Source organism: Ralstonia sp. UBA689, assembly GCF_002298975.1.
In the GTDB taxonomy this organism is placed as follows: domain Bacteria; phylum Pseudomonadota; class Gammaproteobacteria; order Burkholderiales; family Burkholderiaceae; genus Ralstonia.
In genome coordinates this window covers 41,864-68,675 of the sequence record NZ_DBMV01000019.1, presented here as the reverse complement: position 1 = coordinate 68,675, position 26,812 = coordinate 41,864, and the positions used below count along the sequence as shown (strand labels likewise).

Annotated in this window: 20 protein-coding genes; 10 read left to right on the top strand and 10 right to left on the bottom strand. The window is 66.4% G+C overall.

What is annotated here, in order from left to right; translation table 11 throughout:
* Positions 1–6: 6 nt before the first annotated feature.
* On the top strand, positions 7–1,563 hold the full coding sequence (gene gspE, locus B4F51_RS08460; RefSeq protein ID WP_296224709.1) for a type II secretion system ATPase GspE: 1,557 nt from the start codon (positions 7–9) through the stop codon (positions 1,561–1,563).
* A gap of 17 nt (positions 1,564–1,580) precedes the next feature.
* Entirely contained in the window at positions 1,581–2,792 is a 1,212-nt protein-coding gene (gene gspF, locus B4F51_RS08455; protein WP_296224707.1) for a type II secretion system inner membrane protein GspF, read from the top strand.
* Positions 2,793–3,358: 566 nt separating this feature from the next.
* Here gspF and B4F51_RS08450 read toward each other — a convergent pair.
* Positions 3,359–4,042 (bottom strand): pyridoxamine 5'-phosphate oxidase family protein, encoded by a 684-nt coding sequence (locus B4F51_RS08450; RefSeq protein ID WP_296224706.1) that lies wholly within the window; start codon positions 4,040–4,042, stop codon positions 3,359–3,361.
* Between the two features lie 92 nt (positions 4,043–4,134).
* On the opposite strand from B4F51_RS08450, the gene B4F51_RS08445 reads away from it, so the two are divergent.
* Positions 4,135–5,631: a PLP-dependent aminotransferase family protein gene (locus tag B4F51_RS08445; protein WP_296224704.1), complete on the top strand. Its 1,497-nt coding sequence runs from the start codon at positions 4,135–4,137 to the stop codon at positions 5,629–5,631.
* A 6-nt stretch (positions 5,632–5,637) separates the two neighbouring features.
* Here B4F51_RS08445 and B4F51_RS08440 read toward each other — a convergent pair whose 3' ends face one another.
* Positions 5,638–6,300 (bottom strand): N-acetyltransferase, encoded by a 663-nt coding sequence (locus tag B4F51_RS08440; protein WP_296224702.1) that lies wholly within the window; start codon positions 6,298–6,300, stop codon positions 5,638–5,640.
* Positions 6,297–7,160, bottom strand: a complete 864-nt coding sequence (locus B4F51_RS08435; RefSeq protein WP_296224700.1) for a hypothetical protein — start codon at positions 7,158–7,160, stop codon at positions 6,297–6,299. The genes B4F51_RS08440 and B4F51_RS08435 overlap by 4 nt, the downstream gene beginning before the upstream one ends.
* 689 nt (positions 7,161–7,849) lie before the next feature.
* Here B4F51_RS08435 and B4F51_RS08430 point away from each other — a divergent pair.
* Positions 7,850–11,410 (top strand): indolepyruvate ferredoxin oxidoreductase family protein, encoded by a 3,561-nt coding sequence (locus tag B4F51_RS08430; protein ID WP_296224699.1) that lies wholly within the window; start codon positions 7,850–7,852, stop codon positions 11,408–11,410.
* Between the two features lie 79 nt (positions 11,411–11,489).
* Here B4F51_RS08430 and B4F51_RS08425 read toward each other — a convergent pair whose 3' ends face one another.
* From B4F51_RS08425 to B4F51_RS08410, 4 genes are all read right to left on the bottom strand, one after another.
* Complete coding sequence (locus B4F51_RS08425) at positions 11,490–12,398, bottom strand: OST-HTH/LOTUS domain-containing protein (protein WP_296224698.1); 909 nt, start codon at positions 12,396–12,398, stop codon at positions 11,490–11,492.
* A 786-nt stretch (positions 12,399–13,184) separates the two neighbouring features.
* A complete protein-coding gene (sbcB, locus tag B4F51_RS08420; RefSeq protein WP_296224697.1) occupies positions 13,185–14,624 on the bottom strand; it encodes an exodeoxyribonuclease I in 1,440 nt (479 codons plus the stop codon).
* A gap of 63 nt (positions 14,625–14,687) precedes the next feature.
* Positions 14,688–15,491, bottom strand: a complete 804-nt coding sequence (gene eutC / locus B4F51_RS08415) for an ethanolamine ammonia-lyase subunit EutC (RefSeq protein ID WP_296224695.1) — start codon at positions 15,489–15,491, stop codon at positions 14,688–14,690.
* 8 nt (positions 15,492–15,499) lie between these two features.
* Positions 15,500–16,903 (bottom strand): ethanolamine ammonia-lyase subunit EutB, encoded by a 1,404-nt coding sequence (locus tag B4F51_RS08410; RefSeq protein WP_296224694.1) that lies wholly within the window; start codon positions 16,901–16,903, stop codon positions 15,500–15,502.
* A 178-nt stretch (positions 16,904–17,081) separates the two neighbouring features.
* Here B4F51_RS08410 and adhP point away from each other — a divergent pair, with 178 nt between their 5' ends.
* Both adhP and B4F51_RS08400 read left to right on the top strand, forming a co-directional pair.
* Positions 17,082–18,104, top strand: coding sequence for an alcohol dehydrogenase AdhP (adhP, locus tag B4F51_RS08405; protein ID WP_296224692.1), 1,023 nt, complete (start codon positions 17,082–17,084; stop codon positions 18,102–18,104).
* A 56-nt stretch (positions 18,105–18,160) separates the two neighbouring features.
* A complete protein-coding gene (locus B4F51_RS08400; RefSeq protein ID WP_296224690.1) occupies positions 18,161–19,156 on the top strand; it encodes a 2-hydroxyacid dehydrogenase in 996 nt (331 codons plus the stop codon).
* Here the strand turns inward: B4F51_RS08400 and B4F51_RS08395 are convergent.
* Positions 19,153–19,782, bottom strand: coding sequence for an HD domain-containing protein (locus B4F51_RS08395; RefSeq protein ID WP_296224688.1), 630 nt, complete (start codon positions 19,780–19,782; stop codon positions 19,153–19,155). The two genes, B4F51_RS08400 and B4F51_RS08395, sit on opposite strands and share 4 nt — an antisense overlap.
* Before the next feature lie 157 nt (positions 19,783–19,939).
* On the opposite strand from B4F51_RS08395, the gene B4F51_RS08390 reads away from it, so the two are divergent.
* The 4 genes from B4F51_RS08390 (at position 19,940) to B4F51_RS08375 (ending at position 23,553) form a co-directional block, all read left to right on the top strand.
* Complete coding sequence (locus tag B4F51_RS08390) at positions 19,940–20,653, top strand: Crp/Fnr family transcriptional regulator (protein ID WP_296224686.1); 714 nt, start codon at positions 19,940–19,942, stop codon at positions 20,651–20,653.
* A gap of 106 nt (positions 20,654–20,759) precedes the next feature.
* Positions 20,760–22,019, top strand: coding sequence for an MFS transporter (locus B4F51_RS08385; RefSeq protein ID WP_296224684.1), 1,260 nt, complete (start codon positions 20,760–20,762; stop codon positions 22,017–22,019).
* Between the two features lie 195 nt (positions 22,020–22,214).
* Positions 22,215–23,015: a ferritin-like domain-containing protein gene (locus B4F51_RS08380; protein WP_296224682.1), complete on the top strand. Its 801-nt coding sequence runs from the start codon at positions 22,215–22,217 to the stop codon at positions 23,013–23,015.
* Between the two features lie 70 nt (positions 23,016–23,085).
* A complete protein-coding gene (locus B4F51_RS08375; RefSeq protein ID WP_296224757.1) occupies positions 23,086–23,553 on the top strand; it encodes an alginate lyase family protein in 468 nt (155 codons plus the stop codon).
* A 16-nt stretch (positions 23,554–23,569) separates the two neighbouring features.
* On the opposite strand, the gene B4F51_RS08370 is transcribed toward B4F51_RS08375, so the two are convergent.
* Together B4F51_RS08370 and B4F51_RS08365 are read right to left on the bottom strand one after the other, a co-directional pair.
* Entirely contained in the window at positions 23,570–26,338 is a 2,769-nt protein-coding gene (locus tag B4F51_RS08370) for a bifunctional glycoside hydrolase 114/ polysaccharide deacetylase family protein (protein ID WP_296224681.1), read from the bottom strand.
* A gap of 103 nt (positions 26,339–26,441) precedes the next feature.
* Positions 26,442–26,675 carry a hypothetical protein gene (locus B4F51_RS08365; RefSeq protein ID WP_296224679.1) on the bottom strand — a complete coding sequence of 78 codons (234 nt, stop codon included), beginning with the start codon at positions 26,673–26,675 and terminating at the stop codon, positions 26,442–26,444.
* Positions 26,676–26,812 lie beyond the last annotated feature (137 nt).

Here is a 26,812-nt window from a genome sequence, read left to right as displayed (position 1 = left end):
AGAACCATGGCAACGCAAGCCCCCACCACCGACGCGCGCACGCTTGAGCCGCCCTCGCAATCGGCTGTGCGGCTGGTGCCGTACGCGTTCGCGCGTGACGCCAAGCTGCTCGTCGCCCGGCAGGACGTCGACACGCTGGAAGTGTGGGTGTGCCCCGAGACCTCGCGCACGGCGCTGGCCGAACTCGCCCGCGTGTTCGGCGCGTTGCATCTGGTAACGCTGGACGCCGCGGCGCTCTCCACCGCCACGCAAACGGCTTACAACGCGCAAGACGGCAGCGCCGCCCAAGTGGTGGGCGAAGTCGAAGGCGAAGTCGATCTTTCGCGCCTGATGCAGGACATTCCCGCCGTGGAAGACCTGCTCGAATCCGAAGACGACGCACCGATCATCCGCATGATCAACGCGCTGCTCACGCAGGCCGCGCGCGAGGGCGCATCGGACATCCACATTGAGCCTTTCGAGAATGCGTCCGTCGTGCGCTTTCGCGTGGACGGCACGCTGCGCGACGTGGTGCGCCCGAAGAAGGCGCTGCACGGCGCCCTCATCTCGCGCATCAAGATCATGGCGCAGCTCGACATCGCCGAGAAACGCCTGCCGCAAGATGGCCGCATCACGCTGCGTGTGGGCGGGCGCCCGGTGGACGTGCGCGTCTCCACGTTGCCCACCGGCCACGGCGAGCGCGCGGTGCTGCGTCTGCTTGACAAGGAAGCCGGCCGACTGGACCTCAGCAAGCTTGGCATGGGTGCCGGCACGCTGGCACGCTTCGACCATCTGATCAACCAGCCGCACGGCATTGTGCTCGTCACGGGTCCGACTGGCTCCGGTAAGACGACCACGCTGTATGCGGCGCTGTCCCGGCTCGATTCAGCTTCCACCAACATCATGACGGTGGAAGACCCGATCGAATACGACCTCGACGGCATCGGCCAGACGCAGGTCAACCCGAAGATCGACATGACCTTCGCCAAGGCCCTGCGCGCCATCCTGCGCCAGGACCCGGACGTGGTGATGATCGGGGAAATCCGTGACCTGGAAACAGCGCAGATTGCCGTGCAGGCCTCGCTCACCGGTCACTTGGTGCTGGCGACGCTGCACACCAACGATTCGGCCTCGGCCGTCACGCGCCTGATCGACATGGGGATCGAGCCGTTCCTGCTGTCGTCGTCGCTGCTGGGCGTGCTGGCGCAGCGGCTGGTGCGTCGCCTGTGCGTGCATTGCCGCCGCGAGGAAGTCCTGGAACTCACGCCGACCGAGATCGAAGCCGTGGCAGGCACGCCGGTCGACAACGGCAATCCGCATGCCGTTCCGGCGCAGCGCTCGGTGTGGCACCACGTCGGCTGCGAGCGCTGCGGCAATTCGGGCTACCAGGGCCGGACCGGCGTGTACGAACTGCTGACCGTCACGCCCGAGATCCAGACCATGATCCACCGCCAGGCCGCCGAGTCCGAGATCAAGGCCTTCGCCATCGGCCAGGGCATGCAGACCATGCGGATGGATGCGCAGCGATGGATCGACACAGGCGCCACGTCGCTGGAAGAAGTGCTGCGCGTGACGCGCGATTGAACGGATAGCGGACAACCATGCCAGCCTTCCGCTACGAAGCCGCCGACGCCGCCGGCAAGACCGACAAAGGCGTCATCGAAGCCGACAGCGCGCGCCAGGCGCGCACCGTGCTGCGCGCCCGCGGGCTCACGCCGCTGGTGGTCGATGCGCTGGGCGCGCAAGCCACCAAGCGCGGCGGGTCAAGCTTCGGCAAGCGGCTCTCCGCCCAGGAAAATGCGCTGGTCACGCGCCAGCTCGCCAGCCTGCTGGTGGCTGGTCTGCCGCTGGACGAAGCGCTGGCCGCGCTAGCCGATCAGGCCGAGCGCGCTTACGTAGGCGAGCTGCTTGCGTCCATTCGCGCCGAGGTGGTGGGCGGCAGTTCGCTGTCGGTGGCGCTCGCGCAGCATCCGAAGGATTTTCCGGACATCTACCGCGCGCTCGTTTCCGCCGGCGAGCATTCGGGCAACCTGGGCCTCGTGCTCTCGCGCCTGGCCGACTACATCGAGAGCCGCAACGCCCTTACCTCCAAGATCAAGCTGGCCTTCACGTACCCCGCCATCGTCACAGTGGTGGCGTTTGCCATCGTGATCTTCCTGCTGTCGTACGTGGTACCGCAGGTGGTGAGCGTGTTTGCCAACACCAAGCAGAAGCTGCCGACGCTCACCATCGTGATGCTGTGGCTGTCGGACTTCGTGCGCAACTGGGGGTGGCTGGCGGCGATCGTGCTCGTCGCACTCGGCTTGTTGATCCGCAACCTGCTCAAGCAGCCAGCGCTGCGGTTGTCGTGGCACAGGTGGCTGCTGACCGCACCGCTGTTCGGCAAGCTCGTCCGCGGTTACAACACCGCGCGGTTTGCGAGCACGCTGGCGATTCTGACCAGTGCCGGTGTGCCGATTCTGCGTGGGCTGCAGGCGGCGGGCGAGACGCTGAACAACGTCGCGCTCAAGACCAATGTTGAGGATGCTTCCACGCGCGTGCGGGAAGGGACATCGCTGGCCCGGGCATTGGCGGCGCAGAATCAGTTTCCCCCTGTGCTGGTGCACTTGATCCGCTCGGGTGAGGCGACGGGCAATCTGCCTGCGATGTTGGAGCGGGCTGCGCAGGGCGAGGCGCAGGAGTTGGAGCGCCGGACGTTGTTCCTCACTGGCTTGCTGGAGCCGGCGCTGATTCTGACGATGGGGGTGGTGGTGTTGTTGATCGTGTTGGCGGTGTTGATGCCGATTATTGAGATCAATCAGTTGGTGCACTGAGTTTTTTGCTGGTGGTCCATCAGTGTTTCGTACCCTCCCGGGCACGACCTACTTTTCTTTGTCTTGCCAAAGAAAAGTAAGCAAAAGAAAGGCGCGCCCGAGATGGCGAAAGATTCCTTGAATTTGCGTAACCGGGCGGAGGCGGGGAAAACTCGCTGCGCTCAGACAGTTCCCCACCTCTTTTCCGCCTGCTTACGAAAATTCAAGGCGCCATCAAAGGCTTCAACGTCAAAAGAGAAAGGCCAACCCATCGCGCGGTTGGCCTTTGTCGTTTGGGCTTGGGCCCAGATGGTGCGGCTTTTGTCTTTTGACTTTCCCTGCCCTAGATGGCGCCTTGAATTTCTGTTGCAGGGAGGAAAAAGGAAGGGAAACTGTCTGAGCGCAGCGAGTTTTTCCCTTCCCCTCCCTGCGACATAAATTCAAGGAGTGGGTCGCCATCTCGGGCGCGCATTTCTTTGCTTACTTTCTTTGGGCAAGACCAAAAAAAGTGAGTCAGCCCCGGCAGGGGATGAAACAAGGGATGCACCACAAACAAAAAAACAAAACCAACTAGCTCCCCGCGGCCCTCACGACATTACCGCGCCCACCACCGGCGCACGCGCAGTGTCCTTCCACTCCCGCACGTAGTCAGGCGTACCTGCAGGCGCGGCGTCTACCACGGGCGGCAGCGGCAGCAGCGCCATCGGCAGCACGCCGGCCCACACCGGCAAGGCGAGGTCTTCAGCATCATCCTTCGGACCACCCGTGCGCACTTTGCACGCAGCCTCATCCAGCGGAATGCGCAGCACGGTCGTGGCGGCAAGCTCCTTGGCGTTGCCGGGGCGGGCCTCTTGTGAACGGCCCGGCGCGAGGACTTCCATGAAGGTATCGAGCCCGGCAGGCTTCTGCGCATCGGACACGACTTCGAACGCGCCGTAGATGACCGCCGAGCGATAGTTCATCGAATGATTGAACGCCGAGCGTGCCAGCACGAGACCGTCGATATGCGTGACGGTCACGCAGACTTGCGCCCCACTGCCCGCCAGCTTCAGCATGCGACTGCCGTTGGAACCATGAATGTAGAGGTGATTGCCCTTGCGCCAGCACGCGGTCGGGATGCAATGCACGCCGTGCTCGTCGGCAAAGGCGATGTGGCAGACGTAAGCCTCGTCGAGGATGGCTTGCAGCGTGTCGCGTTCGTAGCTGCCGCGGCGGGCAACGCGGCGCACGCGCGTGCGGTCGGAGGGCGGGATGGTTTCAGTTGTGGTCATGGCAAGGCTCCGGATGGGAATCGATGTGCCGACGATAGAAAAATCGTGGCACCATGCATAGACCCACTGAAATGCAGAGTCTTGGAGCCAGGATGGACTACGGCGTCTTGCTGTCGAACTACGAACGCACCGCGGCGCGCGGCACAGGCGAGAGCGGCACACGCACCTCGCAGCAGCATCGGCTGTATGCCTGCCTGCGCGCGGCCATCCTGAGCGGCCAGATCGAGGAAGGCACGCGACTGGCGCCGTCGCGCACGCTGGCCGAAGAACTGGGCATCGCGCGCAACTCGGTGCTGTATGCGTACGAGCAATTGGCGGCGGAGGGCTTTGTGCTCAGCCGGCGGCAAGGCACTGTGGTGGCGCATGTTGGTCTCCAACAAGGGCGGCAGCAGGCTCCGGCACAGCCGCCGCAAACACCACCCGCACCGCCCGCGCTGTCGCGCCGTGTGGCCGGGCTCGAGCGCCCAAGGGGAGAGATGGCCGACCTGCTGCCGTTTCTGCCGGGCACACCCGCGCTGGACGAGTTTCCGCTCGCGCAGTGGCGGCGCTGCGTGGAACGCGCATGGCGCCGCGTCGGCCCCGGCCAGCTCGGCTACAGCCCGGTGGAAGGCAACGTGGCGCTGCGCCAGGCCGTGGCGGAATACCTGCGCGTCTCGCGCGGTGCACGCTGTGAGGCGGCGCAGGTGTTCATCACCGACGGCACCCAGAACAGCCTCGACTTGTGCGCCCGAGCGCTGGCCGACGCGGGCGACACCGCCTGGATCGAGAACCCCGGCTACTACGGCGCACGCGCCGCCCTGCTGGCCGCCGACCTGCGGCTGGTGCCGATCGGCATCGACGCAGATGGCCTCGCCCCACGTCCGGAAGACTGGCGCGACACTCCGCCGAAGCTGATCTACATCACGCCGTCGCACCAATACCCGCTGGGTGCGGTGATGAGCCTGGAGCGGCGGCTCGCGCTGATCCAGCAAGCACGTGCGGCCGGCACGTGGATCATCGAAGACGACTACGACAGCGAGTTCCGCCACAGCGGCGCGCCACTGTCTGCCGTGCAAGGCCTCGCCGCCGACGCACCGGTGATCTACCTGGGCACCTTCAGCAAGATGCTGTTTCCGGCGCTGCGCCTGGGCTACATGGTGGTGCCGCCAGCGCTGGCGCCCGTGCTGCGCCTGAGCGCCGGCGCACTGATGCTGCGCGGACGCGTACCTGAACAGCTCGCGCTGACGGAGTTCATTGAGGCGGGGCATTTCACGCGGCACCTGCGGCGCATGCGGCGCCTGTACGGCGAGCGCCGCGACGCGCTGCAGGCGGCGCTCGAAACGCACCTGAGCGGTGTGGTGACCGTTTCGGGCGGCGCGGGGGGCATGCACCTGTCGGCGCGGCTCGACGCGCCGGTGCGGGACGTGGACGTCACCGTTGCTGCCCGCGCGCAGGGGATGGTGCTGCGGCCGCTGTCTCGCTTCTGCCTGCCGGGCACGCAGAGCGCGCAATACAACGGCTTCGTCCTCGGCTACGGCAACGTGCCGGCCGAGGCGATGGACGGGTTGGTCATGCAGATGCGGCGGGTGATCGAACAGGTTGCCGCGTAGGATCGGTCAGACGGCCATCTTCGTGGCCGCAGCCAAGGCCTCCACGCTCCAGCCCACGCCCAGCAGCACGCGCCGCGTATGCAGGGCGTCGAGCACGTCAGCGTCAACGCGGTCGCCCAAGTAGCGCAGGCGCTTGTCCCGCACCTCCACGTACCCTGAGGCATAGCGCGCCGCGAGCGATTGCCACAGCGCATGCGCGCCGGTGGATTGCCGCGCCCCGCTCATCAGGCACATGCCGTCGTCAAGCGCGCGCCGGTACACCGCCGAAGCCAGCCCGCGCCGCTGATACGCCGCCGCGTACTTGGAGTGCGGCGCGCGCAGAACGCGGTCGGCGCGCTTGTCCAGCTCGATCAGGCGGTTGAACACCGTATAGCCCGCCAGCCGTCGCGCAGCCACGTCTTCGACATAGACGTAGATCTCGCCATCGGCCTCGCGCGTGTGCAGCCGGAAACCGGGCAGCGTGCGATCGTCGATCGTCATGCCGTGCAATGCAAAACCTGGCGTCTGCATGCGTTCATACAGCGAGTCGATTTCGCGCTCGATATCGTCACTGCCGTGCTCAACGTCGATGCGCAGCGCGAGTGGCTGCAGCCATTGGCGCAAGGCCTGCGTGATCGACGCCAACGTTGGCAGAGCACGGAGCGCAGGCAATGGGAGAGTGCCGGTCATGCGGCCTCCCAGTGTCCGCTGACGAGGCGCGCCGGACGCTCGGCCGCAAGAATGCGGGCGCTGGCAGGCCAATCATCCATGCGCACGGCCAGGCCGGCGTGAATGCCGTAGCCCGGCCCGGCAACAATCGCGCCGCCAGCCTCGACGCCCTCGCCTGCGCGGATGGCGCCGCCGGTTTCGATGTCACCGCCAGCCTTGATGCCCCAGCCGGCTTCGAGATGCGTGCCCGCGCGCAGGTCGGCGCCGGCAAGCATGCCTTGCAAAGTGGTGATCGCTGCCTCGCTGATCACTTCGCCCCCAGCGCGCAGCCCCTTGCCGCAACGCACGTTGCCGCATGCGGCCAACGCTTCGCCGATCAGCAGATCGGCCCCCACGGCGATGTTGGCGTCGCAATGCAGGTCGCGATGCACTCGCGCGACGCCGCCACAATGCAGCGCGCCGGTGACGGTCAGGCTCCAGCCAACGCGGATGTCGCCGCTCACCTCCACGGTGCCGCCGCAATACACGCCGCCCTTGGCGTCCAGATCACCGCCGGTAATGATGGACTCGCCCGCACGCACACCACCACCCACGCGGATGGCCTGGCCCGCACGCAGCACGGTGTCGACGTGAATGCCGCCGCGCACGATGATCGTGCCGGCAAAGACCAGCGCATCGGCCTCGATGTCGTCGGCTTCGAGCACGGTGTCGGTCGGGCCGAACTGGTCGAGCAGCCAGCAGGCATCGGAGACGCGGCCGTCGCGCACGAGGCCGTCCAGCAGATGTTGGTAATCGGTGCCGTTGCGGCGGTTGCGGATGTACCAGCGATAGCCATCCGCGCAAGGCTGCTTGGCCTTGACGAAATTCTGGGTGAGTTCCATGGCGGTTCCTGCGCCCGGCCACCCGGTGGTCAATCGGAAGTGGCGGACGTGCCGGTGCTGGCGCGCATGGCGCCAGCACCGGAGTTGAAGACGAGGCAGAAGCGGGAGTGGCCGTACGGGGCTGTTGTGCCCGAATGGGCGACGCCCCGCACGGCTTACGAAAGCCGGGCGAGCAGGAAGTGCCGGAGGGCAGCGTGCGTGGGTGGCAGCAGATCATGCGCGGCACCGCAACGCACGCGCGTGCAAGCAACCGGCAAGGCTTGCCGGCGACGCGCGCGAATGTGTTGGGTGTGAAGCATGGCCTGGGAAGGGGAAAAAGGGTTCTCTGAACGGAACCGCGCAGGATGGCGGCGCTGCCAAGGAAAGTCCAGAGGCAAGGTGACGCAGGCTTTGCTTTTTGACGCAAGTTTGCGGATTCATGGCGCGCCCGTCGCATTCGCCTTCTCGCATTTGCCTGCACCGCAGCATCCGCGTTGTCGGTCCGGCCGATGCGCCACATCTGTGCCGAAAGCGCCGCAACCTCGGGAAAACCCACCCCCATTCTTGCTGCGTTGCACGGTGTTGGGAATGTCACGCAATGCTACGATGCCCGCACCCATGGCTGTCTGTCAGCTTCCACAAGAAGCGGCGCAGGCGGCACCAAAAGAGACCTGCTGTCGGCGATCCCGGCACACCCACACGGAGCACGCATGAATGCCCCTCTGAACGACGCGCTACGCCGCGCGCTCGAAACCGTTTCCCTGGACGACAAGTACACGCTCGAGCGTGGCCGCATCTACATCAGCGGCACGCAGGCACTGGTGCGTCTGCCGATGCTGCAGCAGGAGCGCGACCGCGCCGCCGGGCTGAACACGGCGGGCTTCATCTCCGGCTACCGCGGCTCGCCGCTGGGGGCGCTGGACCAGGCCCTGTGGAAGGCCAAGAAGCATCTGTCCGGGCACAACATCGTCTTCCAGGCGGGGCTCAATGAAGACCTGGCCGCCACGTCGGTCTGGGGCTCGCAGCAGGTCAACCTGTATCCGTCGGCCAAGTTCGATGGCGTGTTCGGCATGTGGTACGGCAAGGGGCCGGGTGTCGACCGCACCATCGACGTGTTCAAGCACGCCAACTCGGCGGGCTCGTCTGCGCACGGCGGGGTGCTGGTGCTGGCGGGTGATGACCACGCGTGCAAGTCGTCCACGCTGGCGCACCAGTCAGAGCACGTCTTCAAGGCGGCCGGCATTCCGGTGCTATATCCGTCAAACGTGCAGGAATACCTCGACTACGGCCTGCACGGCTGGGCGATGAGCCGCTACTCCGGCCTGTGGGTGTCGATGAAGTGCGTGACGGACGTGGTGGAGTCCTCTGCCTCGGTGGACGTCGATCCGCACCGCGCCGAGATCATCCTGCCCGAAGATTTCGTCATGCCGCAGGGCGGCCTGAACATCCGCTGGCCCGATCCGCCGCTGGTGCAGGAAGCCCGCCTGCTCGACTACAAGTGGTACGCGGGTCTGTCTTACGTGCGTGCCAACAAGCTCGACCGCGTGGTGCTCGATTCGCCGCAGGCACGCTTCGGCATCATGACCGCCGGCAAGGCATACCTCGACGTGCGTCAGGCGCTGGTCGATCTCGGCCTTGATGAGGAAACCTGCCGCCGCATCGGCATCCGCCTGTACAAGGTCGGCTGCGTGTGGCCGCTCGAAGCCCACGGCGCGCGCGCCTTTGCCGAGGGGCTGCAAGAGATCCTGGTGGTGGAAGAGAAGCGCCAGATCCTGGAATACCAACTGAAGGAAGAGCTGTACAACTACCGCGACGACGTGCGTCCGCGCGTGTACGGCAAGTTCGACGAGCGCGACAACGCCGGCGGCGAATGGTCGGTGCCGATGGCCAACTGGCTGCTGCCGGCGCATTACGAGCTGTCGCCCGCGCTGATCGCCCGCGCCATCGCCACGCGCCTGGAGAAGTTCGAGCTGCCTTCCGACGTGCGCGCCCGCATTGAAGCGCGCCTGGCCATCATCACCGCGAAGGAAAAGGCGCTGGCCAAGCCGCGCATCACCGCCGAGCGCAAGCCGTGGTTTTGCTCGGGCTGCCCGCACAACACGTCGACCAACGTGCCCGAAGGCTCGCGCGCGCTGGCCGGCATCGGCTGCCATTACATGACCGTGTGGATGGACCGCCGCACCGACACCTTCAGCCAGATGGGCGGCGAAGGCGTGGCGTGGATCGGCCAGATGCCGTTCTCGGGCGACAAGCACGTGTTCGCCAACCTGGGCGACGGCACGTACTACCACTCGGGCCTGCTGGCGATTCGCGCCTCCATCGCGGCCAAGGTGAACATCACCTACAAGCTGCTCTATAACGACGCTGTCGCCATGACGGGCGGCCAGCCGGTCGACGGCCCGCTGTCGGTGCCGCAGATTGCCGCGCAGGTGCATGCCGAAGGCACGTCGCGCATCGTCATCGTCACGGACGAGCCGGAGAAGTACAACGCGGCCATCAAGCTGCCCGAAGGCGTGACCGTGCACCACCGCGACCGCCTCGATGCCATCCAGCGCGAACTGCGCGAGGTACAGGGCACCAGCGTGCTGATCTACGACCAGACCTGCGCCACCGAGAAACGTCGCCGCCGCAAGCGCGGCACGATGGCCGATCCGGCACGCCGCGCGTTCATCAACGACGCGGTGTGCGAAGGCTGCGGCGATTGCTCGGTCAAGTCGAACTGCCTGTCGGTCGAGCCGCTGGACACGGAGCTGGGCACCAAGCGCAAGATCAACCAGTCGTCGTGCAACAAGGATTTCTCGTGCGTGAACGGCTTCTGCCCGAGCTTTGTGACGGCTGAAGGCGCGCAGGTGCGCAAGCCCGAGTCGCGCGGCGTGTCGACCGACAGCCTGCCGCTGCTGCCGCACCCCGAACTGCCCGCCATCCAGCGCGCATACGGCGTGCTGGTGACGGGCGTGGGCGGCACGGGCGTGGTGACCATCGGCGGCCTGCTGGGCATGGCGGCGCACATCGAGGGCAAGGGCGTGACCGTGCTCGACATGGCGGGCCTGGCGCAGAAGGGCGGCGCAGTGCTCTCGCACGTGCAGATCGGCGAACGTCCGGACAGCATTCACGCGACGCGCATTGCCATGGGCGAGGCGGACCTGGTAATCGGCTGCGACGAGATCGTCTCCGCCTCCGACGAGGTGCTCTCCAAGGTGCAGCACGGCCAGACGCGCGCCATCGTCAACAGCGCCGCTACGCCGACGGCCGACTTCATCAAGAACCCGAACTGGCGCTTCCCGGGCAGCTCGGCTGAAGCGGACATTCGCGCCGCCGTGGGCGACGCCTGCGCGTTTGAAGACGCCAGCGCGCTGGCCGTGCGCCTGCTTGGCGACGCGATCTACACCAACCCGCTGGTGCTGGGCTTTGCCTGGCAAAAGGGCTGGATTCCGCTCACGCACGACGCGCTCATCCGCGCCATCGAACTGAACGGCGTGGCGGTCGACAAGAACAAGGCCGCATTTGAATGGGGCCGTCACCTTGCGCACGACCGCGATGCCGTGATGATGCTGGCCGACGGCGCGCCGCGTGCCAAGGCGGATGTGATCGCCCTGCCCTCGCTGGACACGCTGATCGCCCGTCGCGTCGATCTGCTGACTGCGTACCAGAACGCGGCGTACGCTGCAGAGTTCCGCTCGGTGGTCGAGCGCGTGCGCACGGCTGAAACCGCAGTCGTCGGAGCCAACCAGCCGCTGGCGCTCACCGAAGCCGTGGCGCGCAACCTGTCGAAGCTGATGGCGTACAAGGACGAATACGAAGTCGCGCGCCTGTACACCGACCCAGCCTTCCTCGACAAGCTGCGCGCGCAGTTTGAAGGCGAGCCAGGCCGCGACTACCAGCTCAACTTCTGGCTCGCGCCGCCGATGACGGCCAAGCGCGACGAGAAGGGGCATCTGATCAAGCAACGCTTCGGCCCGAACACGATGCGCATCTTCAAGCTGCTCGCCAAGCTCAAGGGCCTGCGCGGCACGGCGCTCGACATCTTCGGCAAGACTGAAGAGCGCCGCACCGAGCGCGCGCTGATCGGCGAATACCGGGCGCTGGTGGAAGAACTCGTGAAGGGGCTGACCGCGCAGAAGCTGGCCCAAGCGGTGGAACTGGCACGCCTGCCGGAAGACATCCGCGGCTTCGGCCATGTGAAGGAAGCCAACTTGGCGGCTGCTCGCATCCGCTGGAACAAGCTGCTGGCACAGTGGCGTGATCCGGCGGCGGCGCAGCGGGCTGCCTGATGCATTGATGGTCGGGGAAGTGAAGTTGGGGGAACCGGAGGCATTGGCCTCCGGTTTTTTTTGTCGGAAGCAGATTGCGCTAGCGATCACGCTCTCTGAACCACGCCACCCGTCGGGCGTTCTGACCCGCCCGGTATTCCAGATCAAACACCCGGCACACATTCAAGACGTGCCGCCAAGATTTGCAGCCGTACTTGCGCGGCGTTTGCCCGGGATGCTTGCGCTGAATAAGAGCAACCGCATGGTCGAGCCTTGTCCAGGCGCATTCGCCTGCATTCAGTTCCGCAATCGCGTCGCGCAGCGTGGCAACAATGCCCGCCGTCGCCCACGGCGTCGTGCCGTCAGGCACGGTGTCATCTTGAAAGACTTCGGGAAATCCAGGCGCCGGCATGAACGCCTCAGCCATGGCTCGGGCCGCATCCACGCCCCGGACCCACACGCATAGCCGCCGGTACTGCGCATCGATGCGGGAGTAGCAATCGTCGAGATACGCGCTAGCTGCGCCACAACCATCGCGCGTCTGGAAATCAAACCGACCGCCGAAGTCGTGCACGAGATCGTTGCGGGAATCGACCAGACGCTTCAGTTCGGCTTTCGTCCTGGCGTAGTCCTCGGCAGACATCTGTATCGTGCTTCGATAGCCGAACGCGGGCGACTCGATGGAGCGTGCAGCATCGTCAATGCTTGCGTGCGGCGCTGGCTCGGTGGTGAAGAACGAGTTGAGGAGAACGTCGATCTGGTAGCCCAGCGGCTTGGTCGCGTAGTTCTTGATACGCTGCGCGCGGATTCGCTCCAGGGCGGATGGCGGCCCCGCAAGGCGATGGGTCGCAACGAGGTGCTTGATGAGGGTTTCGTATTGCTGCAAGCGAAGGAGGCAGCGGCCAAACAGGCGTTGGACTTCGTGCTGCAGGTCTGCCACATCGTCGGGCGGTATCGATGCGGAGCGAGACCCGTGGGTGATAAGCGCAACCTGGGGCGGTGGAACCATTGTCCTGTCCTCTGGTGAATTGAGGAGCCACCCACCGCGAGGGGTGGGCGGGCGCGCGACAAGGTGTGCAATACCGACTAGAGAAATCAAAGAATCGGCAGGGCCGAAGCCCTCCCTGCCGGGCCCGCCCGTAAGGCGAACGCTGGCACGCGAGAGCTATAACGGCACTCACGGATTTCTCTAAATTCGGGATTGCACTCCCGGCTCACGCTTTTTTTGCGCGAGCCCGGGGAGTCTAGCGGTTGCGGATGCGGCGCGGCAAGTTTCGAGTTGTTGCGGGAGATGGCGCGTTGTTTGGGCGGCTCCCGTCGGTGGCTTGGGCTTGGTGGTTCATCCCCTGTTTCGTGCCCTGCCGGGCCCGACTCACTTTTCTTTGTCTTGCCAAAGAAAAGTAAGCAAAAGAAAGGCGCCATCAAGGGCAAGGGCAAAGCACACCCGCTTTTGCCTGTGCACCACTCCGTCTTGCATTCCAAACCCTTCGCAGTGCGCTCAACCGGCCTTGGCGCTCCCTTCTGCTCTTCGTCGGTTTGGCCTTTCCTGCCCTTGATGGCGCCTTGGATTTTTGTTGCGGGGAGGAGAAAGAAGGGAGGCTTGTCTGAGCGCAGCGAGTTTGCCTCCCTTCCCTCCCCGCGACACAAATCCAAGGGGAAGTCGCCATCTTGGGCACGCCTTTCTTTTGCTTACTTTTCTTTGGCAAGACAAAGAAAAGTGAGTCAGCCCCGGCAGGGGATGAAACAAGGGATGCACCCCAAGCAACCAACAACAAACCAGCTCCAGCGCGACAACCTACTCCGGCGCCACCATTTCAGCGTAGTCATGCAGCACCGCAAGGATGCGCTCTGCACGCGCGTCGCCGCGCTCGGCGGCCTCAGCACCCAACTGGTCGATGCGCTCCATATACGCATCCAGCGTCAGATAACCATCGCGCCCCTCGAACAGCCGCTCCGCACGCAACTGCTCCCACTGTTCGTGTTCGTCTTCGCTCAACGTATCGGGAAAGTTGCGCGCGCGGTAGTGGAACAGCAATTCCGGCAGACGCGCATCCGCAAACTCCGGATGCAAGCGCGCGAGCTGTTCGCCGCTGAGCGTGCGCAGTTCGTTGAGCGTGCGGCGGTCGTCATTGCCGACGAAGCCGCCGTAGAGGTTCTGGTCCACGTCTTCGATCGGCGCCAGCTCGCGCGCGTAGACCTGGCGCCACGTCTCGCGCATATCCGGCGCGCCCTGGGCGATGCCGGCGTGGCGTTCAACAATCGCAAAGTCGATGCCCCAGCGCTCGGCCTGTGCAGCCTGCAGCGTCTTCAGGTTACTGATGACGATGGGCGACTTGTTGATATGGATCGACTTGATCGGCAGGCGCGTCGTGCCCTCGGCCAGATCAACGCTGCGCGTGAACATGCGCTCGCGGATGGCGGCGACGTCCATGTTGAACAGCTCGGACGGGTCGAACGCCAAGTCCCACACGATGAGTTCGTTCTTGTTGGTCGGGTGCCAGCCCAGCGGCCACACCACGGCCATGCAGCCGCGGTCTACGCCGTACATGCCGGAGATGTGCAGCAGCGGCCGTGGTGTGTCCCCGATCTCCGCCAGCACGCGCTCTTTCTTGCGCAGCGCAAAACAGAAATCGAACAGGCGCGGCTGCGCATTGCGGATCAACCGTGCCAGCGCAATCGTCGCGCGCACGTCGGACACCGCATCGTGCGCGGCTTCATGCACCAAGCCGTTGGCTTGCGAGAGATGCTCCAGCTTGAAGCTCGGTTTGCCCTCATCGTTCGTCGGCCATTGGATGCCTTCCGGGCGCAGCGCCCAGGTGGTGCGCACCACGTCCAGCAAGTCCCAGCGCCCGCATTCGTTCTGCCACTCGCGCGCATAGGGGTCGATCAGGTTGCGCCAGAACAGGTGGCGCGTGATCTCGTCGTCAAAGCGGATGGTGTTGTAGCCGACACCGATGGTTCCGGGCGTGCCCAGTTCGCGCTCGATGGCCTGAGCAAAACGATATTCCGGGATGCCCTGCTTGGCGCACTGCTGCGGCGTGATGCCGGTGATGAGGCACGAGGTCGGGTCGGGCAGCCAGTCGTTGGAGGGCTGACAGAACAGCTCGACGGGCTCGCCAATCTCGTTGAGTTCGGCATCGGTGCGGATGCCCGCAAACTGCGCGGGTCGATCGCGGCGCGGCACGGCGCCAAAGGTTTCGTAGTCGTGCCAGAGGAAGGTGGAGGTGACGGGCAAGGGACTCTGCTCGCAGGAAAGCCAAAAGATCCCGGCATGCTAACAGCCCGGCCGGCCGGCACATCAATCCAGCAGGAAGTTGCGGCGCGCGGTGCCCAGCGTGGGTACTTCGGCCTCCTCCTTGAGTTGCACGCCGGAGAGCTGCCGCCGCCACGCCTCGCGCATCAGGTACAGCAGCTTGTGCGCGGCCATGGCGTAGCTCAAACCCTCGGGGCGCACGTTCGAGATGCAGTTGCGCGCCGCATCGGTCAGCACGGCCTTGGGCGCATAGGTGAAGTAGATGCCCAGGCTGTCCGGAGAACTCAGCCCCGGCCGCTCGCCGATAAGGATGACGGACATGCGCGCGCGCAGCCGCTCGCCCACCTCGTCGGCGATGGCAACGCGGCCCTGCTCCACCAGCGCAACCGGCGCCATGCTCCAACCCTCGGCGCGGATGTCCTCCGCCACACGGGCGACGAGCGGCGCAGCGTGCCGATGCACGGCGAGTGCGGAAAGCCCATCGGCCACCACGATGACAACATCCACGCTGCTGGCGGGGGCCTGCCCTAATCGCTGCGCGGAAGCCGCGTCCAACCGCCTGCCGAGGTCGGGCCGCTGCAGATAGGCGTGCCGATCCTGAGCGGCGCTGTGCAGCAGCAAGGATGCAATGCCCTGGCCGTCCAGTTGCGCCTGCAACGCGGCATGATCGAACGGCAGGTGCACGGCGTCGCGTGCCTGCGCATGCGCGGCCTGAAACGCGAGTTGCGGCTGCGTTGGCAGGCTGCCCCCGGCTCGGCCGAGCGCGATGCGCGCGGGGGTCAGCCGCCGCAGTTGCTGCCAAGGATTCTGCGTGGCAATGGCTGGCGTGTCGTCATCTTTGTCGGTCATGGCACGCCTTAGGTCAGTTGCGCCACGGCGCGGCGGAAGGTGTCGGGCAACGCATCGGCCAGCGCAAGATGCCCACCCTGCCCCTCGGCTTGCGTGGCGATGCCCATGCGCGCGAGCCAGTCCTCGAACTCCGGTGCGGGCCGCAGGCCCAGCACGCGACGCACATACAACGCATCGTGGAACGAGGTGGTCTGGTAATTCAGCATCACGTCGTCGGAGCCGGGGATGCCCATGATGTAGTTGACGCCCGCCGCGCCCAGCAGCGTCAGCAGCGTGTCCATGTCGTCCTGGTCGGCCTCGGCGTGGTTGGTGTAGCAGATGTCGCAACCCATCGGCACGCCCAGCAGCTTGCCGCAGAAGTGGTCTTCCAGCCCGGCGCGGATGATCTGCTTGCTGTCGTACAGATACTCCGGCCCGATAAAGCCGACCACCGTGTTGACCAGCAGCGGCTTGAAGCGCCGCGCCACCGCGTAGGCCCGCGCCTCGCAAGTTTGCTGATCGACGCCGTGGTGCGCGTTGGCCGACAGCGCGCTGCCCTGGCCGGTCTCGAAATACATCACGTTGTTGCCCACGGTGCCGCGCTGCTGGCTGAGCGCCGCTTCATGCGCCTCCTGCAGCAACGCGAGGCTCACGCCAAAGCTGGCGTTGGCCGCTTCCGTGCCGGCAATCGACTGAAAGACGAGGTCCACCGGCACACCACGGCGGATGGCCTCGATGGAAGTCGTCACGTGCGTGAGCACGCAGGCCTGGGTGGGAATCGCATAGCGCTGGATGACCGCGTCGAGCATCTCCAGCAGGTTGCAGATGGCGGCCGTGCTGTCCGACACCGGATTGACGCCGATCACCGCATCGCCGCTGCCGTACATCAGCCCGTCGAGCAGGCTGGCGGCAATGCCGGCCGGATCGTCGGTCGGGTGATTCGGCTGCAGGCGCGTCGACATGCGCCCGCGCAAACCCAGCGTGTTGCGAAAGCGCGTGACCACGCGCACCTTCTGCGCTGCGAGGATCAGGTCCTGCACACGCATCAGTTTGGACACCGCCGCCGCCATCTCGGGCGTGATGCCCGGCGCGAGCGCGGTCAGTGCGGTTTCGTCCGCCGCGTCGCTCAGCAGCCAATTGCGGAAATCGCCGACCGTGAGATGGCTGACCGGCGCGAAGGCCGCTGCGTCGTGCGTGTCGACAATCAGGCGCGTGACCTCGTCCGTCTCGTACGGGATGACGGCTTCGTTCAGGAAGTGCCTGAGGGGAATCTCGGCCAGTGCCATCTGCGCCGCCACGCGTTCAGCCGCGCTGGCTGCCGCAATGCCGGCCAGCGCATCGCCGGAGCGCGCCGGACTGGCTTTGGCCAGCACGTCCTTGAGGCTGTCGAAGCGGTAAGTCTCACCACCCACGAGTTGGGAGAAGCGGGGCATGCCGGACTCCGTCAAGAAAAAAAGCGGCAGGAGGTTTCAGGCTAGCACTCCTTCCATGACGGGTCGATCAAGCCCCTCCGATGCGTTCGGCATCACACGCGGAAGCGGTTGACTCACATCAACCCGGGCGGGCCGGGCGTCAACCAGACTGGTAGCTCCCCCAACTCGGAGACCAGTGATGGCCCAGATGATGAAAGCCGCGGTTGTCCACGCATTTGGCGAGCCCCTGCGCCTTGAGGAAGTGCCGATCCCCACACCCGGGCGTGGGCAGATTCTCGTCAAGATCCAGGCTTCGGGCGTCTGCCACACCGATCTGCACGCCGCCGATGGCGACTGGCCCGTCCGGCCGCGCCTGCCATTCATCCCCGGGCACGAGGGCGTGGGGTTCGTGGCGGCAGTGGGCGAAGGTGTCACCGCCGTCAAGGAAGGCGACCGCGTGGGCGTGCCCTGGCTCTACACCGCTTGCGGCCATTGCGAACATTGCCTGAGCGGTTGGGAAACCCTCTGTCACGAGCAACAGAACACCGGTTACTCCGTCAACGGCGGCTATGCCGAATACGTGCTGGCCGATCCGAACTACGTCGGCCACCTGCCCGCACAGGTCGGCTTTGAAGAGATCGCGCCCATCCTGTGCGCGGGCGTGACGGTCTACAAGGGCATCCGCATGACCGACACGCGGCCCGGCCAATGGATTGCCATCTCCGGCATCGGCGGGCTGGGGCACGTGGCCGTGCAGTATGCGATTGCCATGGGCCTGCACGTAGTGGCGGTGGACGTGGCGCCCGAAAAGCTGGCACTGGCACGCGAGCTGGGCGCCAAGCTGGCGGTCGATGCCTCCCAACAGGACCCGGCCGCCGTCATCCAGAAAGAGATCGGCGGCGTGCACGGCGTGCTGGTCACGGCGGTCTCGCGCAGCGCCTTCGCGCAGGCGCTGGGCATGGTGCGGCGCGGCGGCACGATTTCGCTCAACGGGCTGCCGCCGGGGGATTTTCCGCTACCGATTTTCTCCACCGTGCTCAATGGCATCACGGTGCGCGGCTCCATCGTCGGCACGCGGCTTGATTTGCAGGAGTCTTTGCAGTTTGCCGCCGAGGGGTTGGTACGCGCTCACATTCACCGTGACAAGCTCGACAACATCAACCAGGTCCTCGCTGATCTGAAGGCGGGCAAGGTGGATGGCCGCATTGTCCTGACACTCTGAGCACCGCCCGGCGGTGCGGGTAAGCTGTCGGCATCACGTCCGCTTGCTCCACCGCCATGCGCATCCTCTTCTTCAGCAGCCACCGTTACGACGAAGACAGCTTCCGCGCTGCCCAGGCGCGCGGCGGCCACGGCTTCGATCTCGTCTTCCAGCGCGCGCACCTCGACGCGCAGACGGCGCCGCTCGCCGCCGGCTTCGAGGTGGTGTGCCCGTTCGTCAATGACAGCCTGAGCGCCGATGTACTGACCGCCCTGGCAGCCGGTGGCACGCGCCTGATCGCCCTGCGCTCGGCGGGCTTCAACCACGTCGATCTGGCTGCCGCGCAGCGCCTGGGGCTGACGGTGGTGCGCGTGCCGGCGTATTCGCCACACGCGGTGGCCGAACATGCGGTCGGCATGATCCTCACGCTCAACCGGCGCTTGCACCGCGCCTGCAACCGCACACGCGAGGGCGATTTCTCGCTGGATGGGCTGCTGGGCTTCGACCTGGCCGGCAAGACGGTGGGTGTGGTCGGCACCGGCCAGATCGGGCAGGTATTCGCGCGCATCATGGCGGGCTTCGGCTGCCGGCTGCTGGCGTTCGATCCGTTTCCGCAAGCCTCGCTGGCGGCGCTGGGCGTGGCCTACGTGCCGCTGCCGGAACTGCTGGCGCAGTCCGACATCGTCAGCCTGCACTGCCCGCTCAATGCCGATACGCACCACCTGATCGACGCCAGCACGCTCGCCAGCATGAAGATGGGCGCCATGCTCATCAACACCAGCCGCGGCGGCCTGGTCGACAGCCCGGCGCTGATCGACGCGCTCAAGACCGGCCAACTCGGCCATCTGGGCCTGGACGTGTATGAGGAAGAGGCCGACCTGTTCTTCGAAGATCGCTCGGCCGACGTGCTGCAGGACGATGTCTTTGCGCGCCTGCTGACGTTTCCCAACGTCATCGTCACCGCGCACCAGGCGTTCTTCACGCGCGAGGCGCTGGCGGGCATCGCCGACACCACGCTCGCCAACGTGGCGGCCTGGGCGGCTGGCGCGCCCGTCAACGTGGTAAAGGCTTAAGCGGCCTCGGCGCCAGCCTTCACCATCGCCGGTTCGCCGTCCTTTACGTAGATGGAGTTGCGCGGCTGCGCCAGCACGCGGCGCACCATCGGCTCGAAGAACGAGAGCGGCAGGTTATCGTAATCCGGCATGAAGGCGGCGGCGTCGTACTTGGCGCAGAACTCGGCGGTGCGCTCGAACAGTTCGGGCTGGCTGCGGTACTGCTCGCGCAGGTTGCGATCAAGCCCGAGGTGGTGGAAGAAGTAATAGCCCTGGAAGATGCCGTGCTTCTCGACCATCCACAGGTTCTCGGCACTGACGAACGGCTTGAGGATGGCCGCGGCGATGTCCGGATGGTTGAAGCTGCCCAGCGTGTCGCCAATATCGTGCAATAGCGCGCAGACCACGTATTCCTCGTCGCGGCCGTCGCGGTGGGCGAGCGTGGCGGTCTGCAGCGAGTGCGCAAGGCGGTCGATGGGGAAGCCACCGCAATCGCCGTCAAGCAATTTCAGGTGTGCCAGCACACGGTCGGGCAGCGCGCGGGCGTAGGGCATGAACTCGGCCGAGATGGCAGCCCAGTCCTCGCGCGTGCCGTGCTCCATGTGGGAAAAGGTCGCGCGCGGGGCGGTATGGGTGTGATCAGTCATGGGGGTGTCTCCTTCGTCGCCTGAACGGGTCTGGGATGCCGCGTCATGGGCGCGCGGCTTGAGGGTGCTTCTGTGGGCCATTCTCTGCCCGGCACTTGCACGCAGACTGTCAAGCGCTTGACAATGCACCGCCCGCCCTTCGCTGCATCCTGCCACCATGCCTGCCGAAGCCTCACAGCCCCAGACCCACACCCACCCTGCGCCGGCGCCCACGCAACTCGCGCAGGGCTGGCTGCGCGATGCGCCGGCCGACCTGCTGGCCGAGATCGCGCCCACCGCCCGCCTCATCACCTACCCCGATGGCGAATGCATCCACCCACACGGCGGCCCGGCGCAGGGCATGTTCCTGATCGCGCGGGGCCGCGTGCGCATCAGCCGCACGACGGATGCTGGCAGTGAACTCGTCTACGGCGTGCTGCGCGCGGGCGAGTGGTTTGGGGAGATTGCGCTCATTGATGGCGGCGGCCGCACGCACAGCGCGCATGCCCAGGGGCCGACCACGCTCATCCTGCTGGGCAGCGCCGCGTTTGCACGTGTCGTGGGCGCCTACCCGGCCGGCATGTGGGCGCTGATGCAGCAACTCTGCCAGCGCATCCGCCTGATCTTCGACGAGTTCGAGCACGCCAGCGAAATGCCCGCCGATGCGCGCCTCGCCCAGCGCCTGCTGCAACTCGCCCGCGCCGGCGACGGGCGCACCGTGGCGGCCAGCAACGAAGAACTCGGTCGCATGCTGGCGCGCTCGCGGCAGACCATCTCCAAGTACCTGCAGGCTTGGCAGCGCGTGGGGTGGATCCGCTGCCACTACCGGACGGTGGAGATCGTCGACGCGGCGCCGCTGCGAAGGCTGGCGGGCAGCCATGCCGCTTCCTGAGCATGCGCTGCTGACGAGGCACGCGCGCCTTGGCCTGCGTCGCTAGAATGGTCGGCACTTCGCGCGGATCTTCCCGCCCGTCGCCGCCATCCCCATCTCCGTCTCCATGACCCCCATGCTCTCGCCGGGCTCGCCCGCAGGCCGGCGCCTTGTATTGCTGCTCGGCCTTGCGCAAACGGTCTCGTGGGGCACGCTGTACTTCACCTTCACGGTGTTTCTTGCGCCGATGCACGACACGCTCGGCTGGGCGCGGCCGTTCCTGGCTGGCGGGTTCTCGCTGGGGCTGCTGGTGTGGGCGCTGTGCTCGTTCTGGGTGGGGCGCGCGCTGGACCGATGGCCGGCGCGGCGCGTGATGAGCGCGGGTACGGTGCTGGCGGCGGGCAGCCTCCTGGCGTGGTCGCTCGTGGGCGGCAAAACGGGCGAGACGGCCTTCCTGCTGCTCTGGCTGCCGATGGGCATGGCCATGTCGACCACGCTCTACGACCCCGCCTTCGTCGTGCTGCGTCAGGCGTTTGGCGATGCGTACCAGCGCCCCATCATCGGCCTGACGCTGATCGCCGGCTTCTCCAGCACGATCTGCATTCCGCTGGCGCATTGGGGCGTGGAGCACATCGGCTGGCGGCATACGCTGCACGTGTTTGCGCTGGCGCATGTGCTGATCTGCCTGCCGATCCACGCACGGCTGCGCGTGCGGCCGCCCGCATATGCGCCGGCGGATGCGATCGATCCGGCGGCGCCGGTACAGCCTTCCGCATGGCGCACGGCGCTGCGCATGCCGGTGTTCTGGGCGGTGGTCGTAGCATTCGTGGCCGTCAGCCTCGTCAACACGGTGCTGGGCGCGCACCTGATTCCGCTGCTGACCGAGAAAGGCGTGCCCACCGGCCGCCTGTTGCTGATCGCCGCGCTCATCGGCCCGGCCCAAGTGCTCGGGCGGCTGGCGATGATGCGCTTCCGGCTGGCGCACCCGGTGCGCATCGCCCCGGCCACTTACGTGGCGATGGCGCTGGCGCTCGTGTTGCTGGCGCTCTCCAGCGGGCCGCTGCTGATCGTGTTCGCACTCGTCTACGGTGCCGCCAACGGCATCAACACCATGGTGCGTGCGATCGCCATGCCGGAACTCGTTTCGCGCAGCCACTACGCCACGCTCAATGGCCTGATGATGACGCCCGTGCTGCTGGCCCAGGCCAGCGCCCCATGGCTGAGCGCCCTGCTGTGGAAGGCCAGCGGCGGCTATGCGGCGGTCGAATGGGCGATGGTGGCAGCGGCGCTCGTCGCGCTCATGGTATTCAGCTACGGCCTGCGGCATGCGCAGGCGCGCCCGCTACCCGCCAGCGCGCAAGACACCGGAGTGACGCAATCGCCATAGCCTTTGCGCCACTTTTGTACGCAGAAGATTGCTTATAGGAACCTTTATTGACGCAAATGTGTCTTGAAACATGAGACGTGATGTTTCATTCTCATGTTAAGGCGGCCCGTTTCTTGCGGCGTTGCCAGCGGAGGACGCACTGTGTCACAGGTTCATCAGGAAACATCTCCCGCTCCCGAACAACTGCCGTGGTCGATGCACGAAATCGCCTACGGCAGCATCGACGTGGCATGCGTGCGCGAAAACCGCACGCTGTTCTATCTCGTAGCCAGCGCTTCGTTTATTGAGAGCGGCTCCGACCTCTACGCCAGCAACCTCGCCCAGTACTACGCCGACCGCCCGGAAGCCGCCCATTGGCTGATCCACCACTGGGAGCGCGAAGAGCTGCAGCACGGCCGCGCGCTGCGCCGCTATGTCGAGACCGTCTGGCCCGAGTTCGACTGGGAGCGCGGCTACACCCGCTTCTTCGACGAATACTCCGTCACCTGTTCGATTGAACAGTTCGAGCCGACCCAGGCGCTGGAAATGGTCGCGCGCTGCGTGGTCGAAATGGGCACCGCCACCTTCTACCGCGCCATCGCCCAGGCCGCCGCCGATGCCGACGAGCCCGTGCTGCGCGATCTTGCCAGCCGCATCTCGGCCGACGAGGTTCGCCACTACAAGCACTTTCTTCGCTTCTTCAACGAGTGCAATGCGCACGAGGGCGTGGGCCGCGCGCGCGTGCTCAAGGCGCTCGCCTCGCGCCTGCGCGAAATCAAGAATGAAGACTCGATGATCGCCCTGCGCAACGTGCTGCGCATCGAGCGCGACCGGGAAGACGTTCCCGAGGACGATGTGCGCGCGCTCAACTCGCGCGTCAGCGCGCTGGTGCGCTCGTACCTGCCGCTCGACATGGCAGCCAAGATGCTGCTCAAGCCGCTGCGCCTGCGCCCGGGGATCGAGCGCTCGATCCGGCCACCGCTGGTGGCGCTGGTGCGACGCGTGATGCTGCACTAGCGCCCCGCCCGCCCGGCTTTTACGACGACCCCGCTGGCTACCAGCAAGCCGTCAAGCCGATGGCGCCTACATCGACAAGCTCACCAAGGCTGCCGAAGCCGGCGACTGGGCCTGCACGCTCGACCTGCTCGACGGCCGGGCACAGGCCGACGCGCTGATGGGCCCGATCCGGGGCTACCAGCGCCACTACGAACGCTCGTGGGCAGGAACGGATTTCGCGCTGGTGTTCATGCGCGCGCAGAAGCTCGGCCATCCGGATGCAGCGCGCACCGCCACCATCACGCACTGGCTCACGCGCATCGCCGTCGCCACGCGCGATACGCAGGAGATCAACAGTCTGCACAACAACCTGACGTACTGGGCAGGGCTCAACCTAGCCGCCATCGGCACGGTGGTACACCGGGGCGATCTGGTGAACGAGGGTGTGGCCCGCGTGCGGGAGGGCATCCGCGACATCGGCCCGCACGGCGAGCTGCAGCGCGAACTCAAGCGCGGCGACCGCGCGCTGCACGACCACACGTTCGCGCCGCTACCTTAGGGCAACCCACTCTGGTTCAGCCACCGCAACGCAACTCCACCCGCTGCGGCACCGGCTTGGCGGGGTTGCCCGCGCCCAGGTCAATGCGCCAGTCGGCACCGTGCGCGCCACCCACTTCGCGGCCGTCGACGGTGGCTCGGCAACCGCCTGCGTTGGCAAAGCGGATGAACGGTCTCGTGTAGCCGGCCACCTCCACTGATAGCGAGCGGCCATCGGCGCCACGCCGCCAGTTCGACAGCCGGCCGCTGGCCTCGCGCACGTAGGGCAGCGCCTGCTGGGCGCCGTCCAGCGTGAAGCGCGCCGAGCCGCTGGCCAGGTGGATGTAGGTACCGCCAGGGCCAGCCAGGTAACCCGCCACATCACGCGCATCGGCCAGGCGCGGCACGCCGGCGCCCGTCCAGCGCACGGTGCGCAGGTCGCCCGCGCCACGCACGACCCAGGCGTCGCCGTCGCGGGCCACGGCGTAAGCGCGGAAATCGAGCACCTTGCGGATGTAGTCCGACGCGTAGATCGGCATAACGGGCTGCGTCAGCGCCCAGTCATACACCTGCCGCAGCGCGGAGAGTGAAGCGAGCTTGGTGCCCGAATACGTGTGGTAGTAGATGCCGATCGGCTTGAAACGATACGGCTTGTCGGTCAGCTCGAACGTTTCGATGGCGCGCGAGAAACCGTAGTACGGGCCGTGCCAGAGGTGGGTGTAGATGTTCTCGTTCTGCTCGGGCGCGAACACCTGGAACAGGCCGTCGCCCTTGTCCGCGCCCAGCGGCGCCACGGCCGTCCAGCTCGGGTTGGAGCGCGTGATGTACGTATCGCCGCCGTTCATGTTGAGCACGCCGGCCTCGTTGGTCTTCTGCACGGCAATCGGCGGCACCTGGCCGTTGCCGCTCCACAGCAGCACCTTCACGCGTTTGCCTGCGGGCGCCAGCCTGGTGTTGATGTAGTCGATGGAGCCGGCGATCTCGCGATCGAAGCTGAAGCGGTAGTTGGGAATGTTCAGCGCGAAGGCGCCCCCCTCGCCGTCTGCCACGTACGGCGGCTCGGGCGGCTTGGTGGTGCGCAGCCAATCGAACGGGTGCGAGAACGTATGGCTGGCCAGCTCCACATAGGGCAGCGCGAAGATGTTGCGCGCGATCGGCTCCAGTTGCGGCGTGAGCTTGGGGTACATGCCGTCGGCCGCCACCTCGCCTTCGATGATCGACACGGTGGTTGGCACCTTGTAGCGCTCGAAGATCTCGCGCAGCAGTGCCTGGCCGGAGAACTCGCCGGGCGGGAATTCGGTGCGCGAGGCAAAACCGTCGCCGTCGATATGCACCGTCATCAGGCGGCGGCCGTTCTCGGTGGTGGTGTCGGGCACCGGCATGGCGGGCAGCGCCAGCGCGCGGCGCAGAAAGTCCAGCGGCTGGATCACCCAGCGCGCCTGATCCACGTCGGGCATGCGAAACACGCCGAACGGCTGCAGCACGTAGCCGCCCCACGGCGTGATGGCCGCGGCGTCGTAGGTGTAACTGCCGGCCGACAGCCGCAGCAGCGACTGCGCGCCCGCCACGTTCGGGTCCACCTGCACGCCCACGGCGGTGCGCCGGTCGGGATGCGGCTGCAGCTCGAAGCCGATCATCGGATCACGCGAGACGATCGACAGCGGCCCGGAGGGCGTGCCCGGAACAGGCTTCAGGCCGAGCGTATGCGCCATCGATGCATCCATGCTCATGCCGAACTGGTTGAACATCGCCACGCGCACGCCGGCACCCACGGTGCGCTTGAGCCACGCGGCCCAGACCGCCGGGCGCGGCGCATTGGCATCGAACCACGTGACGACACCGGCATAGCGGTCTGGCGTGACGTTGGGCAGCGGCTGGTAGGCGTCGGCAAATTCCGTGCGGTAGCCGAGGTAGTTGATCGGCATGGACAGGTACAGCACCGACGGCGCGGTGTTGGCGCTGGTGCCGGGCTGCTTCGGCTCGACCAGCAGCACGCGGCGCGGCATCACCTCCAGGCGGCCGATGCCGATGAAATCCGCGCCGGGCGTGGTGGCGTAGCTGGTGACGCCGGCGGCGCGCGCTACGTTGGCGGTGTCGCGCAGGCAGGTACGGTTGTAGCTGGCGCAGTAGTCCAGCGCAACGGCGGGCAGGTGGTATTGCGCGCCGATGCTGCGCAGTGTGGCGATGCGCGCGGCGCGGTCGGCGTCGGTCACGTCCTGCAGGCTGTCGCTGCCAGCGGCACGTTCGCGCACGAGGCCCGGCGTAACCACGCCGGCCAGTTGCGGAGAGAGCCGGTCGAGCCAGGCAGTGCCGCCGGCCAGCAGCTTGGCCTGCGGTGCGCGCGCCTGCAGCGCCTGCACCAGTGCGACCACGGAATCGGCTGAGGCGGCAGCGGCCGCCGTGTCGGGTGCCGTGCGTTGCAGTGTGTCGAGCCCGTCGAGCAGGAAACCCTGATACCCCTTCGCCAGCAACGGCGCAAACACCTGGTCGATCACCCCGGCAGGCCAGTTCCCGCCGCGCATCGCATCGACCTGCTGCGTCAGGTCCACCCGCGCGAGCCACAGCGTGGGTGACGGCTGCTTCGCGTCGAAGGTACCGGCGACGGCCGGGTCCAGCACGACCCAGTCGAACGCCTGCAGCTCGGGCACCGGCACATCACGGCCGTAGTAGAAGGCGATCTGCGGGTCGGGGGCGGTGGTGACAGGCTGCGCGTGGGTGAAGGTGCCCACCAAGGCCAGCGCGGCGGCGCCCAGCCACGCTGTCCAACGCCACTGCCGATTGCTTCCCACCGCCTGCCTGTCGTGCATCCTGATCCTCGAGGAGTCATCCAAGACTGCATTGTGTCGAGCTGGCGCCCAATTGCAACGTTTGTTGCAGGAGGAAAGGTGATGCCGGCAGGTCCTCCCCCACTCAAGCGCCGACGACGTGGTAGCTCGACTGCGGGAAGCGCTGCGTAAAGTAGGTCTCCAGTTCGTCGGCCGTGGCGGTGGCCGAGGTGTATTTGGCCGTGGTGGTCGACGCGTCGTACTGAAGCGTCACAGCCCAGCCGGGGTGGTCGGTCTGGGCTTGGGTCAATGCGGCCTGGGCGGCAAGCTGGCCGGGGCCGTTGCTGGGGTTGTGTCCGTAGACGCTGCAAGTGGGCATGGCGATCGCTCCGATTGGATTGGCAATGGGAATGCCGCCAACGCACGGGCAGGGACACGCTCGGTCTGGCCGGTCTGTAACATGGGCGAACAGACGCGCTGCCGGCTTGTCCCGCCGGCATGCGCCAGCGACAAGGC